We start from the raw sequence: 21,233 nt of genomic DNA, 5'->3' as shown, positions 1-21,233 counted from the left end.
AGTGAATTCTATCTCCATCCCTCGCCCTAAATTTGTCCGGTGCGGAATGCCCGCCCCGCGGTGATCAGCTGCTTACAAAAAAATCTTAATGAGTTTGGACATATGTCCTTTCTTTTATCAGGTAAATCCTTTTTAATGATGAAGGAGAACAAATCAAAGGGCGTGGAACTGTGGAAAGAATAAATAACCTGCGGAAAGTACGGGAGTTTCTTGAACAGCATGATCTTTTAACATTATTTGAATTAGAGCATCTGAGTCATTTTAATCTGTATCGGTTGGAAAAAGGGGACGTGCTCTACTCAGAGGGAGAGCAACTGGAGGAACTAAAGGTTTTAGTAGAAGGCAGGGTCAAAGTCATGAAGACTCTGCCTAGCGGGAGCTCGCTTTTGCTGAGGTTCAATGATGCTTTGTCGATAATGGGCGAAGTGGAACTGGTTACGAGAAAGCCTGCTGCCAATACCGTCATATCGGCAAGGGAATGCTATGTGATTGGAATCAGCTTCAGTCTGCTGTATGAATTTTATTATCACAATCCCCTGTTCCTGCAGTATATCAATCAATACTTGGGACATCGATTATACACGTCTTCAAATGCCGCCATCCTGAATGCGTTGACCAAAGTGGAAAATCGTTTCGCGAGTTTCTTGATTGCCACAAGGTCGGATCATGCGGGAACCAATTCAGAGGAATTCCGGACGGAAAACCTGATGGAAACGGCTGAGTTATTAGGGACAAGCTACCGGCATCTCAATCGGGTTATTAATGAGTTTGTGGAAAAGCAGTTTGTGGAAAAAAAGAATGGGCGCATCACCATTACTGATTTAGCTAAGCTTGAGGAGCTGGCGGACGGGATCAAATATGAATAAAAGGGGGAAGAACAGATGATTCAAGGTATCATTTTTTCATTGATTGCAGGGGTCTTCATCACACTGCAGGGGATTTTCAATACAAATGTGAGTTCAAAAGTAGGCCTCTGGTATACGACCGCCATAGTTCATGGAATTGGGCTTCTCGGTTCGATCCTGGTGCTGTTTTTCCTGAAGGACGGAAGCTTAAGGCAGATTACCGAGGTCAACAAACTGTACTTGATTGGCGGTTTGTTCGGGGTGCTCATCGTTTACAGCACCATGAAAGGAATATCCACGGTGGGCCCGGCTGTTTCCATCTCGATCGTTTTAATTTCCCAGTTAGCCATCGCCTTAATCATCAACACATTCGGGCTGCTGGGAGTCGAAGCGGTACCTTTAAGCTTCAGCAAAATAGCCGGGCTATTATTAATGGTAGCAGGCGTCGTAATCTTTCAAATGAAGTAATGTTAGGACACAAAACCCGCCAATTTTTCAATTCTATTCAATGAGGTCACAATAATATACAGAGGGATTGCCACAGCAAAAATAATATTGCTTTCAAAGACGGCCTTCCACAGTTTCATATCTTTACGAATCTTATAGAAAAATAAAATGATTGATATAGTCACTGCGGTGTATAGCAACCATAGAAATTCTTTCTGTCTGTCTACTTCATAAAGCAGGGCGTCAAGTATCCAGGAGTCTTCGTCAGAGAAGGATAGAGTGGTGATATCCTTTTCCATCCCCAGCCAGTTGAAGGATTGAAGTGATACACGATCTTCCTGCGCAGCTGTAATTTCGTATCCATTTAGCAGGAAAGAGGCTTTATAAACAATAAGGTAGGAGAGGCCGGCCGAAATGCCTGCAATGAGTATGAATGCGAGAAACTTCTTGATTTTGGTTTTATTTTCCTTCATTTTTCAAATCAGCTCCTCTACTTTACATTTTATTGTCAGTTTAACATACGTTTATCCAAGCCACTCCCGGATGAAGGAGGGGGAAGGCATAAAAAAACAGCACCCCTTAGAGGATTGCTGATTTTTTTAAGAAGATATAGAACTACCCATTCCGCCTCTTCGTATACCGGTTCGCATAACTCGAAGCCACAAACGCATCCGGCTTAATTTTCGGCTCCACACCCATGGCTTCCATACGGGCGACCATCTCCGTCACAAACTTGTTCGTCTTGCTCTTCTTACCTGCCCCGATATCGATATGCCCCTCCATGGTAAAAGAAGCACCTTTATAAATGTAAGGAAGGACAATATCAATCAACTGATTTTTTTCTCTTCCGTAAACAGCGAAACAATCTCCTCGGATAAAGATAATTCATATGAAATCCGCTCATGCAGCTGCAGCATTTTCCGCGGAATAACCACTTTCCTGATGCAGGCCCACACGCCTTTTCCTTCATTTAAAATGACAATTCCCGTGATGAAGGTGGTGTGTTTGGCGTGGACCTGCGAGTCCGTCCCGACCATCAGCCGGTAGCTTCCGTTTGGCTGAATTCTCATGAATTTTACAATATGCTCAAAGACCTGTTCAAACGACATACCGCTTTTCTTCAGGTTTCGGAATGAGTAGTGATCAGCGCCATCGCTTTTCATCTTTCATATCACAGCCTTCTTGAAATTTGTGGTGTACAGTGTTCCCTTATCTCTATCCTATGACAGGGGATTTTGGTTGATGTGGGCAAATGGAGGGTTTTGTCCTTGGGAGGTCTTGAAGAACACTTCGTGCAAAAAACAGAGCCCAAGTGTCGGATAGGAAGTTTGTAAAGGACACTTCAGCCAAGATATCAGGTTGAAGAGTTCTATAGGGAGTTTGTAAAGAACACTTCAGCTAAGCTCTTCGGTTGAAGTGTTACATAGGGAGTTTGTAAAGAACACTTCAGCTAAGCTCTTGGGTTGAAGTGTTACATAGGGAGTTTCTAAGGACACTTCAGCTAAGATATCGAGCTCAAGTGTCACATAGGGAGCTGTCTAAAGAACACTTCAGCCAAAATATCGAGCCCAAGTGTTTCATAGAGAGCGTCTAAAGAACACTTCAGCCAAGAAATCTGGCTCAAGTGACACATAGGAAGCGCCTAAAATCCACTCCAGCAAAATATCAAGCCCCAAGTATACGAATGTATTAACATGCCAGTCTACACTACAACCCTCGACAAAATCCGGGTGGTGACTGTCACCCCCCGGCTTGAGCCGTGTCTTTTCTCAGCCTTCAGGTGGATGAATATTCAGATTATTAACGGTAAACTGTAAACAGAATAATAGTTACATATCTTAGGAGGTATAACGTGGAACAGACTTTAAGCAGGAAATGGGATTTGGATTCAATCTATAAAGGCGGCAGTCAATCGGAGGAACTCATCGAATTTATCAATCAACTGAACAGCTCCATTAAAGAAGCGGGATTGAAAATTAACCTCATGCAAGGTAAAGAGGAATTAACGATAAGCACCTTGGCAGATCTTCTAGAAGAAATGCAGGACATCCTGCAGTCAACCGTGCAAGTGGATGAATTCTTGATTTGTGTATCATCCGATAATGTGGAAGATCAGTCGTCTGCCAGCCTTGTTAACCAAAGTACCAAATTACGCGGAGCATTTGAAGTTTTGCTGAGTGAACTGGACCAACTTTTGGTATCTCTGCCTGATGGAACTTGGGAAGCTTTGCTTCAGGATGAAGAAGTCAGCCAATACCGATTTTTCCTTCAAGAAAGAAAGCAGCAAGCTGATGACAAACTGCCGCTGCCGATGGAAAAGCTGATTCAGCACCTTTCCATAAATGGATTCAGAGCATGGGAAAACCATTATGGCCAGCTTGTTTCCAAGCTTAGAGTCAATGTAGAAACCGACGGGGAATATCAGGAAATAACACTGGGAGAGGCTTTACAAAAAGTATTGTTTTCAACAGACCGCGATTATCGCCAAACGGTTATGAGTGCGATAAAAAAGGTATGCGAAGCCCAGTCAGATTCTTTCGCCTCGGTTCTGAACCATATTACCGGCTTCAGGCTGGATATTTACGAACAAAGAGGGTGGGACAATGTCTTGAAGGAAGCCCTCAATCAAAACAGAATTTCACAAAGTTCCTTGAACACCATGCTTGCAGCCATTAAATCCAATCAAGAGCCCCTTCGCAGGTTTATGAAGAGAAAAGCTGAACTGCTCAAGGTGGAAAAGCTTAAATTTTACGATCTCTTCATTAACACTTTTACTTCACAGAAAAAATACTCCTATGCGGAAGCAAAAACCATCATTGTCAATCAATTTCACGCTTTTGATGAAGGACTTGGGGAATTCGCTGAAAAGGCTTTTAATGAGGGCTGGATTGAATCGGAAGATCGTCCCAATAAACGGAATGGAGCTTTCTGTGCCTCTATTCCTCTTAAAAAAGAGAGCAGAATCCTCCTGACTTATAGAGGAAACTATCAGGATATCGTCACAATTGCCCATGAACTGGGGCATGCATATCATAATCTCATTCTTGATGAGGAAGCTCCTTATGCCCGGGAGAAAGGAACAAGCGTGGCCGAGACTGCATCTACCTTCTGCGAAAACCTCGTGCTGGATGCGGCACTTCAAACAGCTAAAGATGAAACAGAGAAATTATCACTGCTTGAATCAAAAATTATTGCCGGTCTTTCATATCTTGGAATGATTCCTGCTATGTTTGACTTTGAACAGAAGTTATATGAAAAGAGACGAAGCGGGCTTCTTTCCAGTGAACAGATAACAGAGCTGATGAGGGAAGCAGAAGCTGAATTCTATGGTGACATTGTGGATGAATATTATGAGTACAACTGGATTACAACACTTCATTTTTACAGCACCGAAAACGCATTTTATAATATTCCTTACACAATCGGCTACCTATTCAGTAACGGTGTATATTCTTTGGCGAAAAAACAAGAAGGAACATTTATTGATCAATACAATGAGCTGCTGAGAAACTCAGGAAGAATGACGGTGGAAGAGCTTGCCCAGACCTACCTCCATGAGGATATTGAGAAGGAAGAGTTCTGGCAAGCTGCTATCCAGCCAGTCAATGAAGCGATCGAAGAATATATAGAGCTGACAGAAAAGCTGATTTAAGAACAAAAAATCTCCCAGGACCTCGTTGGTTCAGGGAGTTTTTTTCCAGCCTGCACTGCACTCCATCGACAAAATCCAACAAATTCCGGGTGGTGACTGTCACCAGAGAAACAAGGGAGGACATTGTTTCACCTTTACAACGTAACAGTGTTATGTTACGTTAATATCAAGGAGTGAAGAACATGGATAAAGACTTGATTTCCAAGAAGGATCTGCTGGAGCAGACGGATATTACGTACGGCCAGCTTTATCGCTGGAAGAGGAAGAAGCTGATTCCTGAGGATTGGTTCATTAGAAAGTCAACGTTTACAGGGCAGGAAACCTTTTTTCCGAAAGAGCAGATACTCGAAAGAATCGGCAGGATTAAGGAACTGAAGGACCATCTGTCACTGGATGAATTGGCGGGTGCGCTGACGCCTAAGACGAAGGACATCCAAATCACAAAGCAAGATTTCATCAAAGGTAACATTGTTTCGTCCAATACGGTTTCTATTTTTGAAGAGCAATTCGGTCCACTGGATAGTATTACTTTTCAAACCGGCTTGTACTTGTATCTTTTAGACAGGGCCTTGGAGTCAGGGGAAGTAGGCTGGGAGGAAGGAAAACAGATTCTGCAGACGTTGGATGCTCATTTTTCCAAGCTGGAGGATAAGCAGGCTTCGTTGGTGGTCTTAAGGAAAATGGGTGTTGTAACAGTGTTGCTTCTGACGAATATCAATGACTTTTATGTGGATGAGAAGACGAAAATAGCTGTCTCATTATCCATTGATTCTGAAACGGAACAGCTGATGAAAAAGCTGACAGCGGGAGGGTTTTAAATGAGTGGAGAGAGAACGAAACGGTTGAAGGTGATCGGAGAGGGCACCTATCCGGGCGGTGATTATGAGAAGGTGAAAGTTACCGGCCAGGGGAAGGTTTCCGGGGATATCCGTGCTGTAGAAACGAAGGTGACGGGTGAAGGCCATGTAAAGGGAAAGGCTGCGATCAACCAATTGAAGGTGACAGGAAAACTGACCATCGATGAAGAACTAAGCAGCAATGAATTGAACATCATCGGTGAGCTGAATGTCGGAAGCTTTATAAAGGCAAATACGGGTACTGTGAGAGGGTTTCTGAATAGCTCAGGAAATGCGGAGCTGGAAAAGCTTCACGTAAAAGGCGGCGTTAATATTAATGGCCTGTTGAATGTCGGAGAGCTGATCATCAACCTGCATGGAGCGCCAAGCAAGGCAGTCGAAATTGGCGGAGAGACGATTAAGGTGAAAAGCAGAAGCTTCTTCAGCCGGTCTCAAACCCTTCAGGCAGAGGTCATCGAAGGCGACAGCATCTATCTTGAGAATACCACAGCCAAAATGGTCAGAGGCAGCAACGTCGAAATCGGACCGGGATGCGAAATCGAGAAGGTGGAATATCGATCGACGTTCACCAATAGGCATAAAACCATTTCCAATGCTAAAAAGATTTAATAGAGGGGGATTTTTTATGAATCAAGAAGTGAAAGAAGCTCTGATATTGTCAGGGAGCGGCGAGACGGGTGGCGGCTCGTTTTCAAAGGTTGAAATCAACGGAAGCGGCAAAATTACCGGCGATGTCCAATGTGAAAGCCTGGAATGCAATGGCTCTGCCAAAGTATATGGAAACATCACCTCGGAGCACACGCTCATCAGAGGAAGCATGAATATACAGGGAGACCTTACTTCAGACAAAATCGAAGTGCAAGGAAATGCAGACGTGAGCGGCCATGCAGCTTTCAGGGACATGGAAATCAAGGGACAGGCGAAAGTCGATCAATCACTGAAGGGAGACCACATACTCCTTGAAGGCATGATAAAAGTGAAAGGCGACTGTGAAGTAGAATCCGCCGACCTCAAGGGTGCCTTTACCATAGGAGGTCTGCTTAACAGCGACCGCGTTGCTATCGAACTGCATGGAAAGTCAAAGGTGAAAGAAATCGGCGGAGAAACCATCACGGTGAAAAGATCCGGACCATCCATTCTGAACCTGGACAAATTCATCAAAACCTGGAGCAAAGAGCTGCAGGCAGAGCTCATCGAAGGCGACTCTATCAATCTTGAATACACCAAGGCAAAAGTGGTCCGCGGGAATAACGTAGAGATTGGGCCGGGTTGTGAAATTGAGCTGGTTGAATACGGAAATGATTTGCAGGTGTCGGAAAAGGCGAAGGTAGGTAAAAGTGTGAAGCTGCAATAGCAAAGCCCTGATTTCTTCAGAAAATCACCTCTCACATTCCCAAACCTTTTTGACTTTTTATGGAGAATGTCTCAAAATAAAGGGAGATGAGGTGACACAATGAGCGAAAATGTAACGAGTGTAAAGTGGTTTGGCATGGCGATTCAGGCCCTGGTGGTCATGGCCAGCAATGAAGGACTCTGCCCAAGCGGCCAGTTGGCAGAAAAGCTTAATTCCAAATCAGTCTTTTTACGAAAAATCTTAAGGCATCTGGTAAAAGAAGAGCTGATTCAGGCGAAGGAAGGCCGGGACGGCGGCTATTATCTTGTGAAAAACCCTGAAGATATCAAGCTGTCTGACGTGTATGAAGCCATGAGATCGGAAACCTTTCCTAAAGGATTCTTTGATGTAGAAAGCAAAGAATGCTTTGCTCCCTGTACGCGTGAATCCATGGGTGAACTGCGCGATGAAATGGAAAGCTGGGTAGTGAGCGGGTTGGAGCAGAAGACGATTAGGGATTTGATGAAGTCATAGAAATTTTTCAAATAATAATAGATCTACAAGAATGAGCGACGCAATGCTGCGTTGCTTTTTTTTATTGTTGACCAAGTTCAAAATTAGATCAATTAGTTCTGTTACATTAATATGCTTAAAGTGGGAGGAACGTCTTTTAATCGAGGGGTTTGATAGTTGAAACCTTTGCCGAGGAGAGTACTTTACAAGTTGTGTGAGAAGTTGAAAATGAAAAAACTTTCAATGAAAGGCTCTTGTCCTAGAGATTGTGCTTTTTAATGTTTTTTCCCCTCCTCTCCCTTTTACGTAAAAAGATTGGAGCGGAAGGCGTGCGATCTCCTGCGGGATTAGCGGGACAGGTGAGATCCCGCAGGCAAAGCCGAGGAGGCTCAGCGCCCGCCCCGCGGAGTCGCGCGCCTGGAGCGGAAATCTATTCCTTTTAAACTGCCACAATTTTTGCGACCAACAGCCTAATGAAAAGATACCTTTGGATTATTTCCGTTGGATCCTCTTCCATCTTCAAAAGGGGTGGGTGGTTGACTATGCCAGCACAGTTAAGGGAAAATAAGGTAATTAAGAATTTTAATTGTCGAATACATCTTAGGGGGAAACTAAATTGAAAATCGAGCAAGTTTTTGACCATGATATAAATGATGAGTTAAGAAGTAAGCTGCAAAACCTTTTAATAGAGTGTTTTTCAGGTGGCTATCCACAGGAGAGAATTTATTATAAACAGGTCCCTCACTTTCGGTTCGTAGTAATGGATGATCATAACCAACTTGTGGGTCAAGTTGGTTTGGATTACAGAGTGATGAATTTAAACGGAACACCTATAAGGGTTCTTGGTGTTATAGACTTATGTGTATCTAAAGCAAATCGGTCACAGGGAATAGGGACATTATTACTCAAGAAGATAGAAGATTTCTGTGCAGGGAAATCAGTTGATTTTCTACTCTTGTTCGCAGATAACAAAAAATTGTACTCCAATGCAGGTTTTAAGTCGGTAAATAATCAGTGTAAATGGCTGCAAATAGACGATGAAAATCAAACCACTCATGGAATTGGAAATGAAAGAATAAATGAACTCATGATTAAAGAAGTGGGTAATATAAAGTGGGATGATGGCAATATAGATCTATTAGGATACCTTTATTAAACTGAATGGAGGCGTTTCCGGAACAACAGAAAGGCCATATCCATTAGGTCGGTAGTAAATAAAAGAAGAAATTGATTAATAGAAGTGCGTTGGAGTATTCAAGTCGGGGAGGTTTATGATGGACTTACATTAACATTGCTAGGAATTCTATCTTCCGCAGCGGTTCTTTTTTATATGGGTAAGGCTGGCTTCGAATGGGGTAAGAACGTTGACGAGGATCAAGGTGATGGCAAGTAACGATTTAGAGAGTTTTAGTCTTTTTAATTGGCGTAATTAGTCTTTTAGTTCTTTCCCTTGTTGTACTATATAAAAAGTTGAAAAATAAGAGTAATACTTTGCATAACGAAAAGTAATTCAGCTAACCGGTGTGTTCCTTCAAGAAAGGTATGATTATTAGTGAAAGTAATAATAAGAATTATTTTAAGTGTAATAGTTTGTATGCTTCTTATGGCAATTGTTGATTACTCCATAGATCAAGAACTAATAAGAATCTTCTTAATGGGGATGGTCGCAGCAGGAACTTTATGGTTTAATGAAAAGCAAAATTACAAGTTAAAGGAAAAAAGATAAATTAAATCGAACGGGTGTATGTTTGTTGAATAAGCAGTCATAGCCTCCTCCATTTAAATACGCTATCAAGAGTTGGTAGTTCCGCTATAGAATAGAATATTTGAATATAGAGTACATAATTTTGCTTTTAAAGAGAGGTGTCTTAAATGAGCAAGAGAAGTAGGATTACAAAATGGAAAAAAGTTAGAGAAAAAGGGAAAAAGCATTATATTCTTTACTATGGAATTTTTGGTTGGGGAATATCAACTGGAGTGCTATTTTTTCTTCTTGGACAAGCTTATGAGTATAAGTTAAACTTTTCGGAATACTTTAGTGGGGATTGGATGGTAACACTCATTATTAGTCTAGTGAGCTTTATGCTAGGTGGAATTTTATTTGGTATTTACTCTTGGGGAGCTAATGAAAATTACTACCATGATAAATATATCAATACATAGAAAGGCATCTTCCGTTATAGGAGGCTTTAATGGAAAAAATAGTTTAACGAAAAGACTTAGAGGAGTTTTCCCCTAAGCTTTTTTGTTTAAATTTATAGAATGAAATAATGCGATTTTGGTTGTGATTTGGTCTGCTGTTTAGAAGTTGGAACCTACTTAAGAAGCTGATCCAAGAAGGATTAACGCCTTTATTGTTGAAGTTATTGGATATAAGGGGTGTTCAAGGAGGAGACATTAATGTTAGACAACGAAAACGAAAAAAGGCTGACAGGATAACGGGTTCTGTTTTCGAGTACATAATCAAGAATTACAAATCAAAAGGAGTGCCAAATCGCATCGATGTTGACACTCCTTTTTTGTTAGTTTAACGCTATTCTTGCTGGTTAATCTGTTTATTTGGTAATACTAAACGTAACTCAAATAGCAAATGACAGAACTTTTTGTTCTTCAAGATTTGTGGCACAATTTCCTATGCACTTTCATTCCCAATATTAATATAAAGGAGAGTATTTATAGAAAGTCAGCAATGATTTGATTGGAACGGAAGGTGCGTGACCTCCTGCGGGACTAGCGTGACAGGTGAGACCCCACAGGCGAAGCCGAGGAGGCTCACCGCACGCCCCGCGGAGTCACGCACCTGGAGTGGAAATCAATAGACATTGTTTTAAGGTGTGAATAACTCAACCAATTCTTTGGATAATTAGAAGTTTGTACTTCAAAATAGAACCCGTTACTGACAGGAGGGAATGTCTCCAACGTTTATAGGGTGGGAGATACTGTCAGACGTGAGTTACGTCAGGACAGCCACAAGATTCATAAGCTCTTAATACATTTAGAGAGCAAGGGCTTCGGCTATGCACCAAAGTTTTTAGGAATTGATGAAAATGGCAGAGAGATCTTATCATTTATTGAAGGAGAAGCTGGTAATGATCCTTTAAAAAAATACATGTGGTCTGATGAGGCTTTAAAAGGTATTGCAAAGATGCTCCGTCTTTACCATGATGCTGTTAGCGACTTCCCTTTAACAGATGATTGGACACCGCTGGATAATACCCCAGGTGATTTCGAGGTCATATGTCATAACGACTTCGCCAGATACAATATAATTTTTAATCATAAACGGCCGGTCGGTATTATTGATTTTGATGTTGCAGGACCTGGTCCAAGAATTTGGGATATAGCGTATACTCTCTATACTTGCATCCCTTTAAGTCGATTTTACCTTTCTGAAGAGGGTGAAGAAATTCACTATGCAAAAGAGCATGCTCCTCGCATAAAACAACGGGTTCATTTGCTTTTTGAATCTTATGGGATCAGTAGAGATGAAGATTATTTAGAAATGGTTTTGAGAAGATTAGAAGGGTTATGTATGACGATTAATAGAAAAGCGGATGAAGGTGATACTGCTTTTCAAAAGATGATAAATGAAGGGCATCTTGAACATTATCAAAATGATATGAAATTCATTCGCGAACATGGAGGTGAGTGGGGTAAAGGGGTGCTTGCTGAACAGGCAGCAGCTCTTCTGCCTCGTTACCTCAGAAAGAAGAGGCTGATCTCCTTATTGAAGAAAAGCCCTAATCGGAAGAAATCACTATTATGTAGTGAATAACTGACCATCGAGTGCTCTTATGTAACGAATGGCCGATCTTTGAACAGCTTTATCTGCATCCTCTTTTACCACTTTATGAAAAGCGTTATATAACTTATTAAATGGTAACGCACTCACCTTATTTGCTATGTCTTTTACCTTACTTGCCGGCAGTGGAATTAAGTTTGGATAGCTGTACATAAAACTTACCCAGTTAGTATCTGCTACAACCTGAATTATATCTCCGGTTAGAAGAATGCCTCTGCCTTGATTTCCTTCTCTCCAATGAAGTACTGCCCCGCCTTTAAAATGACCTCCTAAACGATGTAATTTCAATCCTTTACTTAACTCTTTTTCTTCACCGTCCCAAAAGTGTATGAGTTCACTGGGCTCCATTATCCATTCTTGATCATCCTGGTGTATGTAAATTGGTGCATTGAATGTTCTGGCCCAGTCAACCTGTCTTGAATAATAATGTGGATGAGAAAGGGCTATTGCATCGATTCCACCTATAGAGTTTATGAACTGAATGGTTTCATCATCGAGGAAGGTTATACAATCCCAAAGGATATTAGAGCCATTATCTACTACTAAATAAGCGGTCTGTCCAATTCCCAATTTTGGGGAAGTGGTTATACTATACAGCCCTTCTTCTTCCTTTGTAATGATGTTTTTATACTTCCCACTAGTAATCAAATGGTTATGAGTAGTCCATTCTTGCCCATCCGGGTTTACATACTGTCTTTCTTCCTCACATATAGGACAATGTTTAGGTTCGCTATTACTTTCGGAAAATTGAACTCCGCAAGTAGTACAAATATACTTTTCCATTAATCTGCCTCCTGAAATCTTATTATTTTAAGTTTATTGAAATTCAAAGATATATACCTCCTTAATTAACCTTAAGTTATGTACAACTTTAGTCGTAGAAGCCATTTTTCACGGCCAGTTTGGGTGTTGAATGTGTCCTCTTTTTTTAAAAAAAATTAACTGTAGTTGACAAAGGAACAGTTTAAGATTTATACTGTTCCTGTAGAAGTTACAGTTTAAAGGAGGAAAATTTTATGTCTGATAAAACAATGAGCAAAGAAGAATATTTAAATAAAGCGAAAGAACTTGATACAACGAAAGAAGCACCGAAGCAGCTGGAGGATACGGACTTTTTGACAGTGGCAAGAGAGCGCCGTTCCGTACGCCAATATGATCCGAATTTTAAAATCGAAGAAAGCGAAATCCGTGAACTTCTGGAAACAGCTGTGCTGGCGCCTTCATCCAGCAACCTTCAATCATGGAGATTCTTAGTTATTGAAGATCAGAAGGAAAAAGAAAAGCTGCTGCCAATCGCCAACAACCAGCAGCAAATCGTGGATGCTTCCGTTGTCATCGCTATCCTTGGTGATCGTGAAGCCTACAAAAAAGCTGATCAAGTCTACACTCAAATTGCTGAAAGAGGCAACATGCCTGAAGACGTCAAAGATATGTACGTCAACAGCATTTTCGATAACTATGGAAACTTCCCTAAAGAGCGTTTAGCGAAAATTGCCCACATTGACGGCGGAATTGTCGCGAATCAATTAATGCTCGCAGCGAAAGCAAAAGGCTACGACACTGTGCCAATGGGCGGCTATGATGAAGCGCAATTCGTGGAAGCTTTCAATGTGCCTGAAAGCTATGAGCCGGTTATGCTGCTCTCGCTTGGTAAAGGAGCTAAAGCGGGATTCGAGAAAACTCGTCTGCCTCTTGATGATGTACTTTCTTGGAATCGATTCTAATTAAAAATGAGGGCCTGACTCCAGTGAGCAGGTCCTGAAATTTTTTTAAATAAAAAAGGTTTGAAACAGGTCATTAGACATTGTGATTGAATACCGTTTAGGCTATTTATAGAAACTAAATCAGAAAGGATGGATATTATGAAAATTCTAGTTGTTGGAGCAAATGGACAAATCGGAAAACACTTAGTCGGACTGATACAAGACAGCGGCAGCCATGCCGCCAGAGCGATGATCCGTAAACAGGAGCAGGTCTCTCATTTCGAATCAGTCGGTGCCGAAACCGCGGTTGTGAACTTAGAAGGTGAGATAGAAGACATCGCCAAAGCAGCAGAGGGAGTCGATGCCATCGTGTTCACTGCCGGATCCGGCCCGAACACAGGGGCAGATAAAACCCTTATGATTGATTTAGACGGTGCTGTCAAAACGATAAAAGCGGCTGAAATGGCAGGAGTGAAACGGTTTGTCATGGTCAGCTCATATGATACGACCCTTAAAGCAATCCAGGAATCACCTGAATCCTTCGCACCATATGTGGCTGCCAAGCACTATGCAGACGAGTGGCTGCGAGGAACAGACTTAGATTACACCATCGTCCATCCTGGTATGCTGACAAATGACAGTGGAACCGGTAAAGTCGAAATCGCAAGTGAAGTGGAAAGAGGAGAAGTACCGCGCGAAGACGTGGCGCAGGTTCTTTTCGGAACCTTGGAAGACGACTCGACGATCGGAAAAGAGTTTCAAGTGGTGACAGGATCTACTCCTGTGAAAGAGGCTTTGGGTAATCTTTAATAAAGCTGGTTATTTCTTTTTAAAATGCCCTCGATCTTGAGGGCGGAGAGTAACTATTATCTTTTTTAATAGATTCAATAAACAGGCCTGATCCCGAGTACCGGGGTCAGGCCTGTTTGCTTACCAATTGTTATGTTGGTGGTGAGATTCACTTTAATATCTCTGCTGAGTGCCACTTGGACGCGATTTTGGTAGTTAGGTGTCCTTCGTGGCCTGCGTGAGTGCCACCAGGAGGTAGTTTTTCGTGGTTAGGTGTCCTTCGTGATCGGCTCGAGTGCCACCAGAAGGTAGTTTTTCATAGTTAGGTGTCCTTCGTGGCCTGCGTGAGTGCCACTAAGAGTCGTTTTTTCGTCGTTAGGTGTCCTTCGTGATCTGCTCGAGCGCCAGCAGGAGGTAGTTTTTCGTGGTTAGGTGCCCTTCGTGGCCTGCATGAGTGCCACTAAGAGTCGTTTTTTCGTCGTTAGGTGTCCCTCGTGGCCTGCGTGAGTGCCACTAAGAGGTAGTTTTTCGTCGTTAGGTGTCCTTCGTGATCCGCTCGAGTGCCACCAGGAGGCATTTTTCGTGGTTAGGTGACCTTCGTAATCCGCTCGAGTGCCACCAAGAGCCGATTTATCGTAGCTAAGTGTCCTTCATGGCCAGAGTAACAGCTCAAAAAATAAAAAGTTCTGACCAACAATCCACCAAAGGATTGCTGGCCAGAACCAATCAAACTATTCCTCTCCAGATCTCTAAAGAGGCATCAAAATCCGAATCGAAGTCCCATCCCCAGGCCTGCTTTTCACATTAATGCTTCCCTGATGAAGCTGAACCAATTGCTTCGTAATCGCCATCCCCAGACCAGTTCCGCTTCCGGAATCGCTTGTATTGGTTCCGCGGTAGTATCTCTGGAAGAGGCTGTTGACGGTTTGCTGATCCATTCCGATGCCATCATCGGCGATCATCACTTGAAATAATTGATTCTCAATGGTGGTTAGTGAAACCGTGACGGTGGTTCCGGCAGGGTTATATTTAAGGGCATTTTCAATAAGATTATCTGTGATCCGTTGAAACCATTTGGGATCGACCGAAGCTAAAATGGTTTCGTCCTCTGCTTGGAAATCAATGATTCTATCAGAGTAGCCCGGGTTGTTCATATACCCAATTACGGTCCTGCGTACGAGTTCTGTAATGTTGGCTTCTTCACGGACGATGGGCAAAGCCCCATTTTTGATGCGGTAGGTTAACGTCAAGTCATCCAGCAGATCGCCCATGTAGGATGCTTTGCTGCCAATGACTTCCGCAAACTCCCGCACTTCTGACTGTGACCAGTTGTACTCCTCGGACTCCATCATTTTCGAATATCCTGCTATGGAGGAGAGAGGGGTCTTTAAGTCATGTGAAATCCCGCTGATCCATTCCTCTCGGGTCATTTTAATTTTCGCCCGCTGATCCTGGTTCTCCTTCAACGTCTCAGTCAATTGCGATAGAGTAGTAATGAGGTCACGGTATAATTTGAATTTTCGTTTGAGCTTTCCGTTCTTCTTGAACAGGATAGGCTGATCCACATGGTTTACTGGCTGCTGGTAATGGCCTTTTCCAAGGTTCTCGATCCACTTCATCATCGTCAGAAGGGGATTGCCGAATTTATAGGCATACCAAAACGTGATCAGAAGCAATAATACAAAGATCAACACGGCGACAAGGAGAATGCTGCTGCCAATCTTGCTGTCCACCGTTTCCTCCAATGCGGCAGCGGTCCCTTGGATAGGCATTCCGAGCAAAATCGTTTGCCTAGTATCTCTATCATAATGAGCTGAAACGGATTCCTCCATGGATTGAGTCAGCTCCAAAATATCTTCCTGAGAGTAACCTTCACGCTTCTCTCCGGCAAGATACCCATCCGTTACTTCCCCAGAAGAGTTCACCAGCTGCACCCACGCATTTTTGTCCTCCAATTGGGAAGCCAGTCCTTGTTGCAGATCCAGTTCACCTTGCTGCCAATCAACCTGCTGGACCACTGACTGTAGAAGGAGCGATTCGCCGTTCTCTTTTTTTAAAAAGACCATTGGAGAGTCAGAGTCTGATTCATCGAGCCTCCAATAGGCATAGTCGAGTGTCGGATCTTTTTCCAGCAGCAGGCCGGCGAGTTCTCCTTCTTTAAAAGAGATGCCTTGGGATTCGGGATAGCCGCCAAGAACTTCTCCTTCTTTTGACACGACAAGGAGGGTGCCGTACTGCTCTTCAAGCAGTCTCTTTAATCTGTCTGAAATCGTTGCTGCTTCATCTTCGAGTGAAACGTTCTCTGAAATAAAATAATCTTCGGCTTGCAGCAAATCAAATTCCGCCTCCGTATCGGAAAGCAAGAATCCGATCATGCCAAAAAGGAAGAAGAGAAATAACCCAACGAAGAAAAAAATGAGCATGAGCTGCAGGAAAAGTTGAATCATAAACCGTTTATGAATGTTCATGGAGGTCTCCGTGCGGAATGAATTTGTACCCCAAGCCCCTGACCGTTACAATATAGCGCGGATTACTTGGTATGTCTTCAATCTTTTCGCGAAGCTTCCGGATATGGACCATCACCGTGTTGTCCTCTCCCAGGAACTCTTCGCCCCACACCTGTTCATACAGCTGATTTTTACTGAAAAGCTGGTTCGGGTGCTGGCAGAAAAAAATCAACAGCTGATACACCTGGGCGGGCAGATCGACTTTCCGGCCTTTTACGGTAACAACTCCCGCAGATGTGTTGACGTTCAAGTCACCGAATACATAGGTTTTTAAAGGAGAGGCAGGTGCTGCCCTGCCGTCTTTCCGTCTTAAATGAGCCTTGATCCGCGCGACGACCTCCAGCGGATTGAAGGGCTTCGTGATATAATCATCCGCTCCCAAAGCAAAGCCGGACAGCTTATCCAAATCGGTTGTCCGGGCTGTCAGGAAGAAAATCGGAGCGTCGGTTGTCTCCCGGATCAGCGGACAAATCTCAAAGCCGCTGCGGTCGGGCAGCATGACATCGAGCAGGACTAAGTCGTATTGCTTCTCTCGGCAGCGGGCCAGTGCGTCACCCGCAGTGTGGGCGCTGTCTATATAATGAAAATTTTCCTTCTTTAAAATGGTGGCGAGCATTGTGACAATGGAAACTTCATCATCCACAATGAGAATCTTAGAATCATGCATTATCCAAACCTCTGTTTCTATTAAAGTTATAGATTCATCATATCAATATCTACTTTGGAAAAATAGGAATTAAGGTAAAATTAAGGAAGAGATTCGCAAGCCTTAAGGAAAGGGATGTAAGATGGGGATATCAATAAAAAATCGTGTTGATATCGAAGGGAGAAAAGCTATGTTTGCCATAGGAAAAAGAGAATTCCTGAAATTATTTAAGGGTATAAAATCAATCATCATCATTCTGATACTGGTTTTAACTTCTTACTACTCTGCCAAGTTTTCTAACTTGCTGCTGTCTCTGGACGAATTCTCGCCGGAGGATGCGGACAAGATTCACTATGCAGGATTATTATTTCTATTACTCTTTTTAGGACAATTATTTGTCATGGGGCTGTCTCATGATGCGATCAACCGGGAAACCCATGAACGGACGATGCGGTTCCTGGTTACAAGGACCTCGAGATTATCAATTATACTCGGAAAATTTTCCGGGATCGTGCTGTTCTGGTTGACGTGCGTAACTCTGTCTTTCCTGATCATTTTGATCATGTCCGGCACGATGGATTTCCTCAGTTACTTCCAGACAATGAGTCTGCTGGTCTATCAAATAGCGCTGACCATCCTATTGTCGACCGTAATCCCAAAGCCGGCATTCACCATGTTTCTCAGCATTGTCATAGGACTGGCCTTTCCGATCCTCGGGTTTTGGCTGTCGTTCACGAGCAATCAGTGGGTGAGCTGGCTGAAGTACCTGACGCCGTTTCACTACTTGATAGAGGATTACACCTTTCCGATCATTCTGCCGCTTGCTGCTGTAATGCTCGTCATTTCATACATCGTGTTTAGAAGGAGGGAGTGCTGATGGCTGTGATTGAAACCAAACAGTTGGTTAAAACGTATGGAAGAGTGACCGTTGTAAAAGGGATCGATTTGTCTGTGGAGAAAGGGGAAATCTTTGGGTTCCTGGGCAGGAACGGAGCAGGGAAATCCACTTTTATCAACATGCTGACAGGCATCATCCTCCCAAGCTCGGGTTCTTTCTCCTTATTAGGAGCGGACGGCCCGAATGACGAGGTGAAAAAGAGGATCGGTGTGATGCCGGATTACACAAGCTTTCCGGAATCCATGACAGCGATGAGTTATTTGAAATTTTTATCAGAGGTGTCGGGTAAAAAGGCTTCCAAGGAGAAGTGCCTCACCGTGTTGCAAAAAGTCGGCCTGGAAGCAGATGCCCATAAGAAAATCGCGAAGTATTCATTTGGAATGAAAAAGAAGCTCGGCATCGCGCAGGCCATCATCCACGATCCCGAGTTGATTTTCCTGGACGAGCCGACTTCCGGAATCGACGCCGAATCCGTTGTCCACATTCATCAATTAATCCGGGAAATGCACCAGCAGGGAAAAACGCTTTTCATGACTTCTCATAACCTGGATGAAGTGGAAAAGCTCTGTTCCCGCATTGCGATTATGAAAGAAGGCCGGATTGTAAAAATGGGCTCGATGGACGAGCTCCGGTCCTTTTACCAAACAAGAATTGTCGTGAAAATCAAGCACGGAAGCATTCCCGAATCAGAAGAAGCACGCTTGCTGCAATGGCTGGAAGGCGCGGGCGAGGAACTGGAGCTTCTGGACAACCGCCTCCAAATTACCGTCGGGCAGGAGAAGAAAATTGCCGAGATCATCCGCGCGTTCAACCAATGCAAGGTGGATGTGTACCGTGTCGAAGTCGAAGAACCGACTCTGGAAGAAATTTTTCTGGATGAACGAAACCAACATGGGGGATAAGGAAGTGGAAAGAGCATGAATATGCCGCAGAAAAAATTAGCACCGGAGGCGGTGAAGGTATGGAGGATCTCAAGCATCATTTCCAGTAGCGTCGGGTTTCTCGTCCTTGCTGTCCTGTTTTATCTGGATCATTATTTTTCGTGGAGGGAGTGGGCGGGATGGCTGCTAATCGCCCTTACACTCTTTACTGCTGCGGAATTGATTTGGTCGATGTTTCAGCCGACATGGCTTTACAAGAGCTGGCGGTTTGATATCGACGAGGAATTTTTACAGTTAAAATCGGGAGTCTGGCAGGAGCAGCATCACCTCGTGCCGATGACCAAAATTCAGGCTGTCGCGACAGAAAAAGGGCCGCTGCTCCGTAAGTTCGGATTAAATTCCATCAAGATCGAAACGATGGGTTCGTCTCACACCATCCCCGCCTTGCCTGAAAAAGAAGCGATTGACATACGAAACAAAATCGCCAACTTTGCAAAAATCAAGGAAGTGGAACAATGAGTTCCCCGTCACGCTATCATCCGCTTTTAATGGTTTTCCGGCTTTGGAAGCTGGTCCGTGACTCGGCCTTCTTCCTGCTGTTTTTATTTGTGCTGAAGAGAGATTCAGACTCTCTCTTTATCTACTACGGAAAATGGGTTTTCCTTGTCATTGTCACCGTCAGCCTGATTTCCATTCCGCTGAAGTGGCTCTATGAAACCTACGCTTATGACGAACGGGCTTTTTATTTAAAGAAAGGTATTTTTACCAAGAAAGAACAGACGGTGCCTTTTTCAAAAGTACAGAATGTTAACCGGCACACATCGCTTTTGCATCGTGTCTTCGGCTTAACGTCCCTGCAATTTGACACAGCCTCTGCAGGGGAGGATGCGGAGGTGAAGTTTGAAGCTGTGACCCTCCAGGAAGCAGGCAAACTGGAGGAGCTTGCCAGCAGGAATGAGAAGGATATTTTGGAAGAGTCAGAGGAAGCTGCTCCGAAAGTGGAGAGAGTCGTGCACTTCCGTCCTTCTAAAAAAGACACCATCAAAGCCTCATTCATTTCGATGAGCTTCCTCCTACTGATTCCGATTCTATTTTCCTTCTACTCCAAAATCAACGATATCTGGGATGTGGAAGAAGAGGCGACCGGCATCTTTTCGTCCATCATCGGTTCAGCAGCGACCCTGGCCATTGTCGTAGTCGTGATTCTGATCGTATCCGTCCTTTTGGGAGTCATCCGCACCTACCTTAAACACGGTGCCTATGAACTTTCCTCCGATGAAGACCGGATCTATATCCAGAATGGGGTGCTGGAGCTGCAAAGCTTTTCCATTCTGAAGAACAGAGTACAAGCAGTGGAAATCAAACAGCCCCTGCTTAAAAGGTGGTTGGGGCTGGCAGAAGTCGAGCTGGTCAGTGCCGGACAAGGAGCTGTTTTGGAGGATACCGCAGACATTAAATCACTCTATCCGTTTCTGCCGACGGACCGTGCGTATGAATTGATCTCTGAGCTTTTACCAGGTTACTCTGTCGAAAAAGAGATGACACAACTGCCGCTGAAATCGCTGTGGATAAGACTGCTGCGTCCCAGCTGGCTGTGGATCATCGGGACGGGAGTGGTTTATTGGTGGAAGCCATCCCTGTTTGGAACCATCGAAGTATCAAGGGTAGTTTTCTCAATTGTCTTATTAGCGGGAATCCTGCTGTGGAGGTGGCTGGACTTCCTTAACACTGCCTATACGGTGCAGGAGAATTTTGTTCAATTTAAAAAGGGCTTCTTCGTGTCATCAATTTTCGTGACCAAGCGGGAAAAGGTAATCGAAGTCGAGGTCAGCCAGTCACGGATACAGAAGCTGATCGGAGCCGCCTCAATTTCAACAATCAACCGGGCCAATCCCATCAGGGTGGAGGATGTGCAGGATATTCCTAAGCAGGCTGCTGACCGGTTTTATTCTTGGTATTTGTGGCGGTGATGGGAGCTTTGGGTTAGGTGAGGGTCTGTCTTTGGTATGTTTGGTGCCGGGACAGGCTTTTTTTATTGTTAGGTGTCGCTGGTGATTTGTGTGAGTGCCATCAGAATGCCTTTTTTGATGTTAGGTGTCCTTCGCGGCTCGTGTGAGTGCCACCAGGAGGCGGTTTTTCGTAGTTAGGTGGCCTTCGTGGCCCGCGTGAGTGCCACCAGGAGGTAGTTTTTCGTAGTCAGGTGTCCTTCGTGGCCCGCGTGAGTGCCACCAGGAGGTAGTTTTTGATGTCAGGTGTCCTTCGTGACTTGCTCGAGTGCCACCAGGAGGTAGTTTTCGATGTTAGGTGTCCTTCGTGATTCGCTCGAGTGCCACCAGGAGGTAGTTTTGATGTCAGGTGTC

At 43.8% G+C, this 21,233-nt stretch carries 19 protein-coding genes and 2 pseudogenes; 16 read left to right on the top strand and 5 right to left on the bottom strand.

All coding sequences use genetic code 11. From position 1 onward, the window contains the following. Positions 1–170 precede the first annotated feature (170 nt). On the top strand, positions 171–866 hold the full coding sequence (locus B9Z54_RS03415; RefSeq protein WP_113927113.1) for a Crp/Fnr family transcriptional regulator: 696 nt from the start codon (positions 171–173) through the stop codon (positions 864–866). Between the two features lie 15 nt (positions 867–881). Beyond that, entirely contained in the window at positions 882–1,313 is a 432-nt protein-coding gene (locus tag B9Z54_RS03410; RefSeq protein WP_240189783.1) for a DMT family transporter, read from the top strand. A gap of 2 nt (positions 1,314–1,315) precedes the next feature. Here the strand turns inward: B9Z54_RS03410 and B9Z54_RS03405 are convergent, their stop codons facing one another. Together B9Z54_RS03405 and B9Z54_RS03400 are read right to left on the bottom strand one after the other, a co-directional pair. Then, complete coding sequence (locus B9Z54_RS03405) at positions 1,316–1,765, bottom strand: hypothetical protein (RefSeq protein WP_113927112.1); 450 nt, start codon at positions 1,763–1,765, stop codon at positions 1,316–1,318. A gap of 142 nt (positions 1,766–1,907) precedes the next feature. Beyond that, positions 1,908–2,455, bottom strand: a pseudogene (locus B9Z54_RS03400) (ribonuclease H-like YkuK family protein). A gap of 689 nt (positions 2,456–3,144) precedes the next feature. Between B9Z54_RS03400 and B9Z54_RS03395 the strand changes: the two are divergent. The 8 genes and pseudogenes from B9Z54_RS03395 to B9Z54_RS03360 all read left to right on the top strand — a co-directional run. Next, positions 3,145–4,944 carry a M3 family oligoendopeptidase gene (locus B9Z54_RS03395; protein WP_113927111.1) on the top strand — a complete coding sequence of 600 codons (1,800 nt, stop codon included), beginning with the start codon at positions 3,145–3,147 and terminating at the stop codon, positions 4,942–4,944. A 182-nt stretch (positions 4,945–5,126) separates the two neighbouring features. Next, positions 5,127–5,762, top strand: a complete 636-nt coding sequence (locus tag B9Z54_RS03390) for a YhbD family protein (protein WP_113927110.1) — start codon at positions 5,127–5,129, stop codon at positions 5,760–5,762. Then, positions 5,763–6,410, top strand: a complete 648-nt coding sequence (locus tag B9Z54_RS03385) for a hypothetical protein (RefSeq protein ID WP_113927109.1) — start codon at positions 5,763–5,765, stop codon at positions 6,408–6,410. 16 nt (positions 6,411–6,426) lie between these two features. Next, entirely contained in the window at positions 6,427–7,155 is a 729-nt protein-coding gene (locus B9Z54_RS03380) for a polymer-forming cytoskeletal protein (protein ID WP_162785077.1), read from the top strand. 99 nt (positions 7,156–7,254) lie between these two features. Next, a complete protein-coding gene (locus B9Z54_RS03375) occupies positions 7,255–7,668 on the top strand; it encodes an RrF2 family transcriptional regulator (RefSeq protein WP_113927107.1) in 414 nt (137 codons plus the stop codon). A gap of 595 nt (positions 7,669–8,263) precedes the next feature. Then, positions 8,264–8,803: a GNAT family N-acetyltransferase gene (locus B9Z54_RS03370; protein ID WP_113927106.1), complete on the top strand. Its 540-nt coding sequence runs from the start codon at positions 8,264–8,266 to the stop codon at positions 8,801–8,803. A 716-nt stretch (positions 8,804–9,519) separates the two neighbouring features. Further along, positions 9,520–9,810: a hypothetical protein gene (locus B9Z54_RS03365; RefSeq protein ID WP_113927105.1), complete on the top strand. Its 291-nt coding sequence runs from the start codon at positions 9,520–9,522 to the stop codon at positions 9,808–9,810. Positions 9,811–10,543: 733 nt separating this feature from the next. Continuing rightward, positions 10,544–11,299, top strand: a pseudogene (locus B9Z54_RS03360) (phosphotransferase); the annotation flags it as partial. 108 nt (positions 11,300–11,407) lie between these two features. On the opposite strand, the gene B9Z54_RS03355 reads toward B9Z54_RS03360, so the two are convergent. After that, complete coding sequence (locus B9Z54_RS03355) at positions 11,408–12,232, bottom strand: MBL fold metallo-hydrolase (RefSeq protein WP_113927103.1); 825 nt, start codon at positions 12,230–12,232, stop codon at positions 11,408–11,410. Positions 12,233–12,465: 233 nt separating this feature from the next. On the opposite strand from B9Z54_RS03355, the gene B9Z54_RS03350 reads away from it, so the two are divergent. Further along, complete coding sequence (locus B9Z54_RS03350) at positions 12,466–13,173, top strand: nitroreductase family protein (RefSeq protein ID WP_113927102.1); 708 nt, start codon at positions 12,466–12,468, stop codon at positions 13,171–13,173. A 138-nt stretch (positions 13,174–13,311) separates the two neighbouring features. Then, positions 13,312–13,962: an SDR family oxidoreductase gene (locus B9Z54_RS03345; protein WP_205207665.1), complete on the top strand. Its 651-nt coding sequence runs from the start codon at positions 13,312–13,314 to the stop codon at positions 13,960–13,962. Between the two features lie 728 nt (positions 13,963–14,690). Here the strand turns inward: B9Z54_RS03345 and B9Z54_RS03340 are convergent. Beyond that, positions 14,691–16,409, bottom strand: coding sequence for a sensor histidine kinase (locus B9Z54_RS03340; protein WP_113927100.1), 1,719 nt, complete (start codon positions 16,407–16,409; stop codon positions 14,691–14,693). After that, positions 16,396–17,115 carry a response regulator transcription factor gene (locus tag B9Z54_RS03335; RefSeq protein WP_113927099.1) on the bottom strand — a complete coding sequence of 240 codons (720 nt, stop codon included), beginning with the start codon at positions 17,113–17,115 and terminating at the stop codon, positions 16,396–16,398. Before B9Z54_RS03335 ends, B9Z54_RS03340 begins: the two co-directional genes overlap by 14 nt. A gap of 121 nt (positions 17,116–17,236) precedes the next feature. Between B9Z54_RS03335 and B9Z54_RS03330 the strand changes: the two genes are divergently transcribed. From B9Z54_RS03330 to B9Z54_RS03315, 4 genes are read left to right on the top strand one after another with little or no spacing between them, the layout of a single operon-like run. Continuing rightward, a complete protein-coding gene (locus B9Z54_RS03330; RefSeq protein WP_240189782.1) occupies positions 17,237–17,971 on the top strand; it encodes an ABC transporter permease subunit in 735 nt (244 codons plus the stop codon). Beyond that, positions 17,971–18,894: an ABC transporter ATP-binding protein gene (locus tag B9Z54_RS03325; protein ID WP_113927098.1), complete on the top strand. Its 924-nt coding sequence runs from the start codon at positions 17,971–17,973 to the stop codon at positions 18,892–18,894. The genes B9Z54_RS03330 and B9Z54_RS03325 overlap by 1 nt, the downstream gene beginning before the upstream one ends. A 21-nt stretch (positions 18,895–18,915) precedes the next feature. Further along, complete coding sequence (locus B9Z54_RS03320; RefSeq protein WP_240189781.1) at positions 18,916–19,392, top strand: PH domain-containing protein; 477 nt, start codon at positions 18,916–18,918, stop codon at positions 19,390–19,392. Then, a complete protein-coding gene (locus B9Z54_RS03315; RefSeq protein ID WP_113927096.1) occupies positions 19,389–20,843 on the top strand; it encodes a PH domain-containing protein in 1,455 nt (484 codons plus the stop codon). The genes B9Z54_RS03320 and B9Z54_RS03315 overlap by 4 nt, the downstream gene beginning before the upstream one ends. Positions 20,844–21,233 lie beyond the last annotated feature (390 nt).

The organism is Bacillus sp. P14.5, from assembly GCF_003316765.1.
GTDB lineage: Bacteria > Bacillota > Bacilli > Bacillales > Bacillaceae_B > Rossellomorea.
Note: the sequence above shows the minus strand (reverse complement) of the source record. Positions and strands in the feature narration are given on the sequence as shown.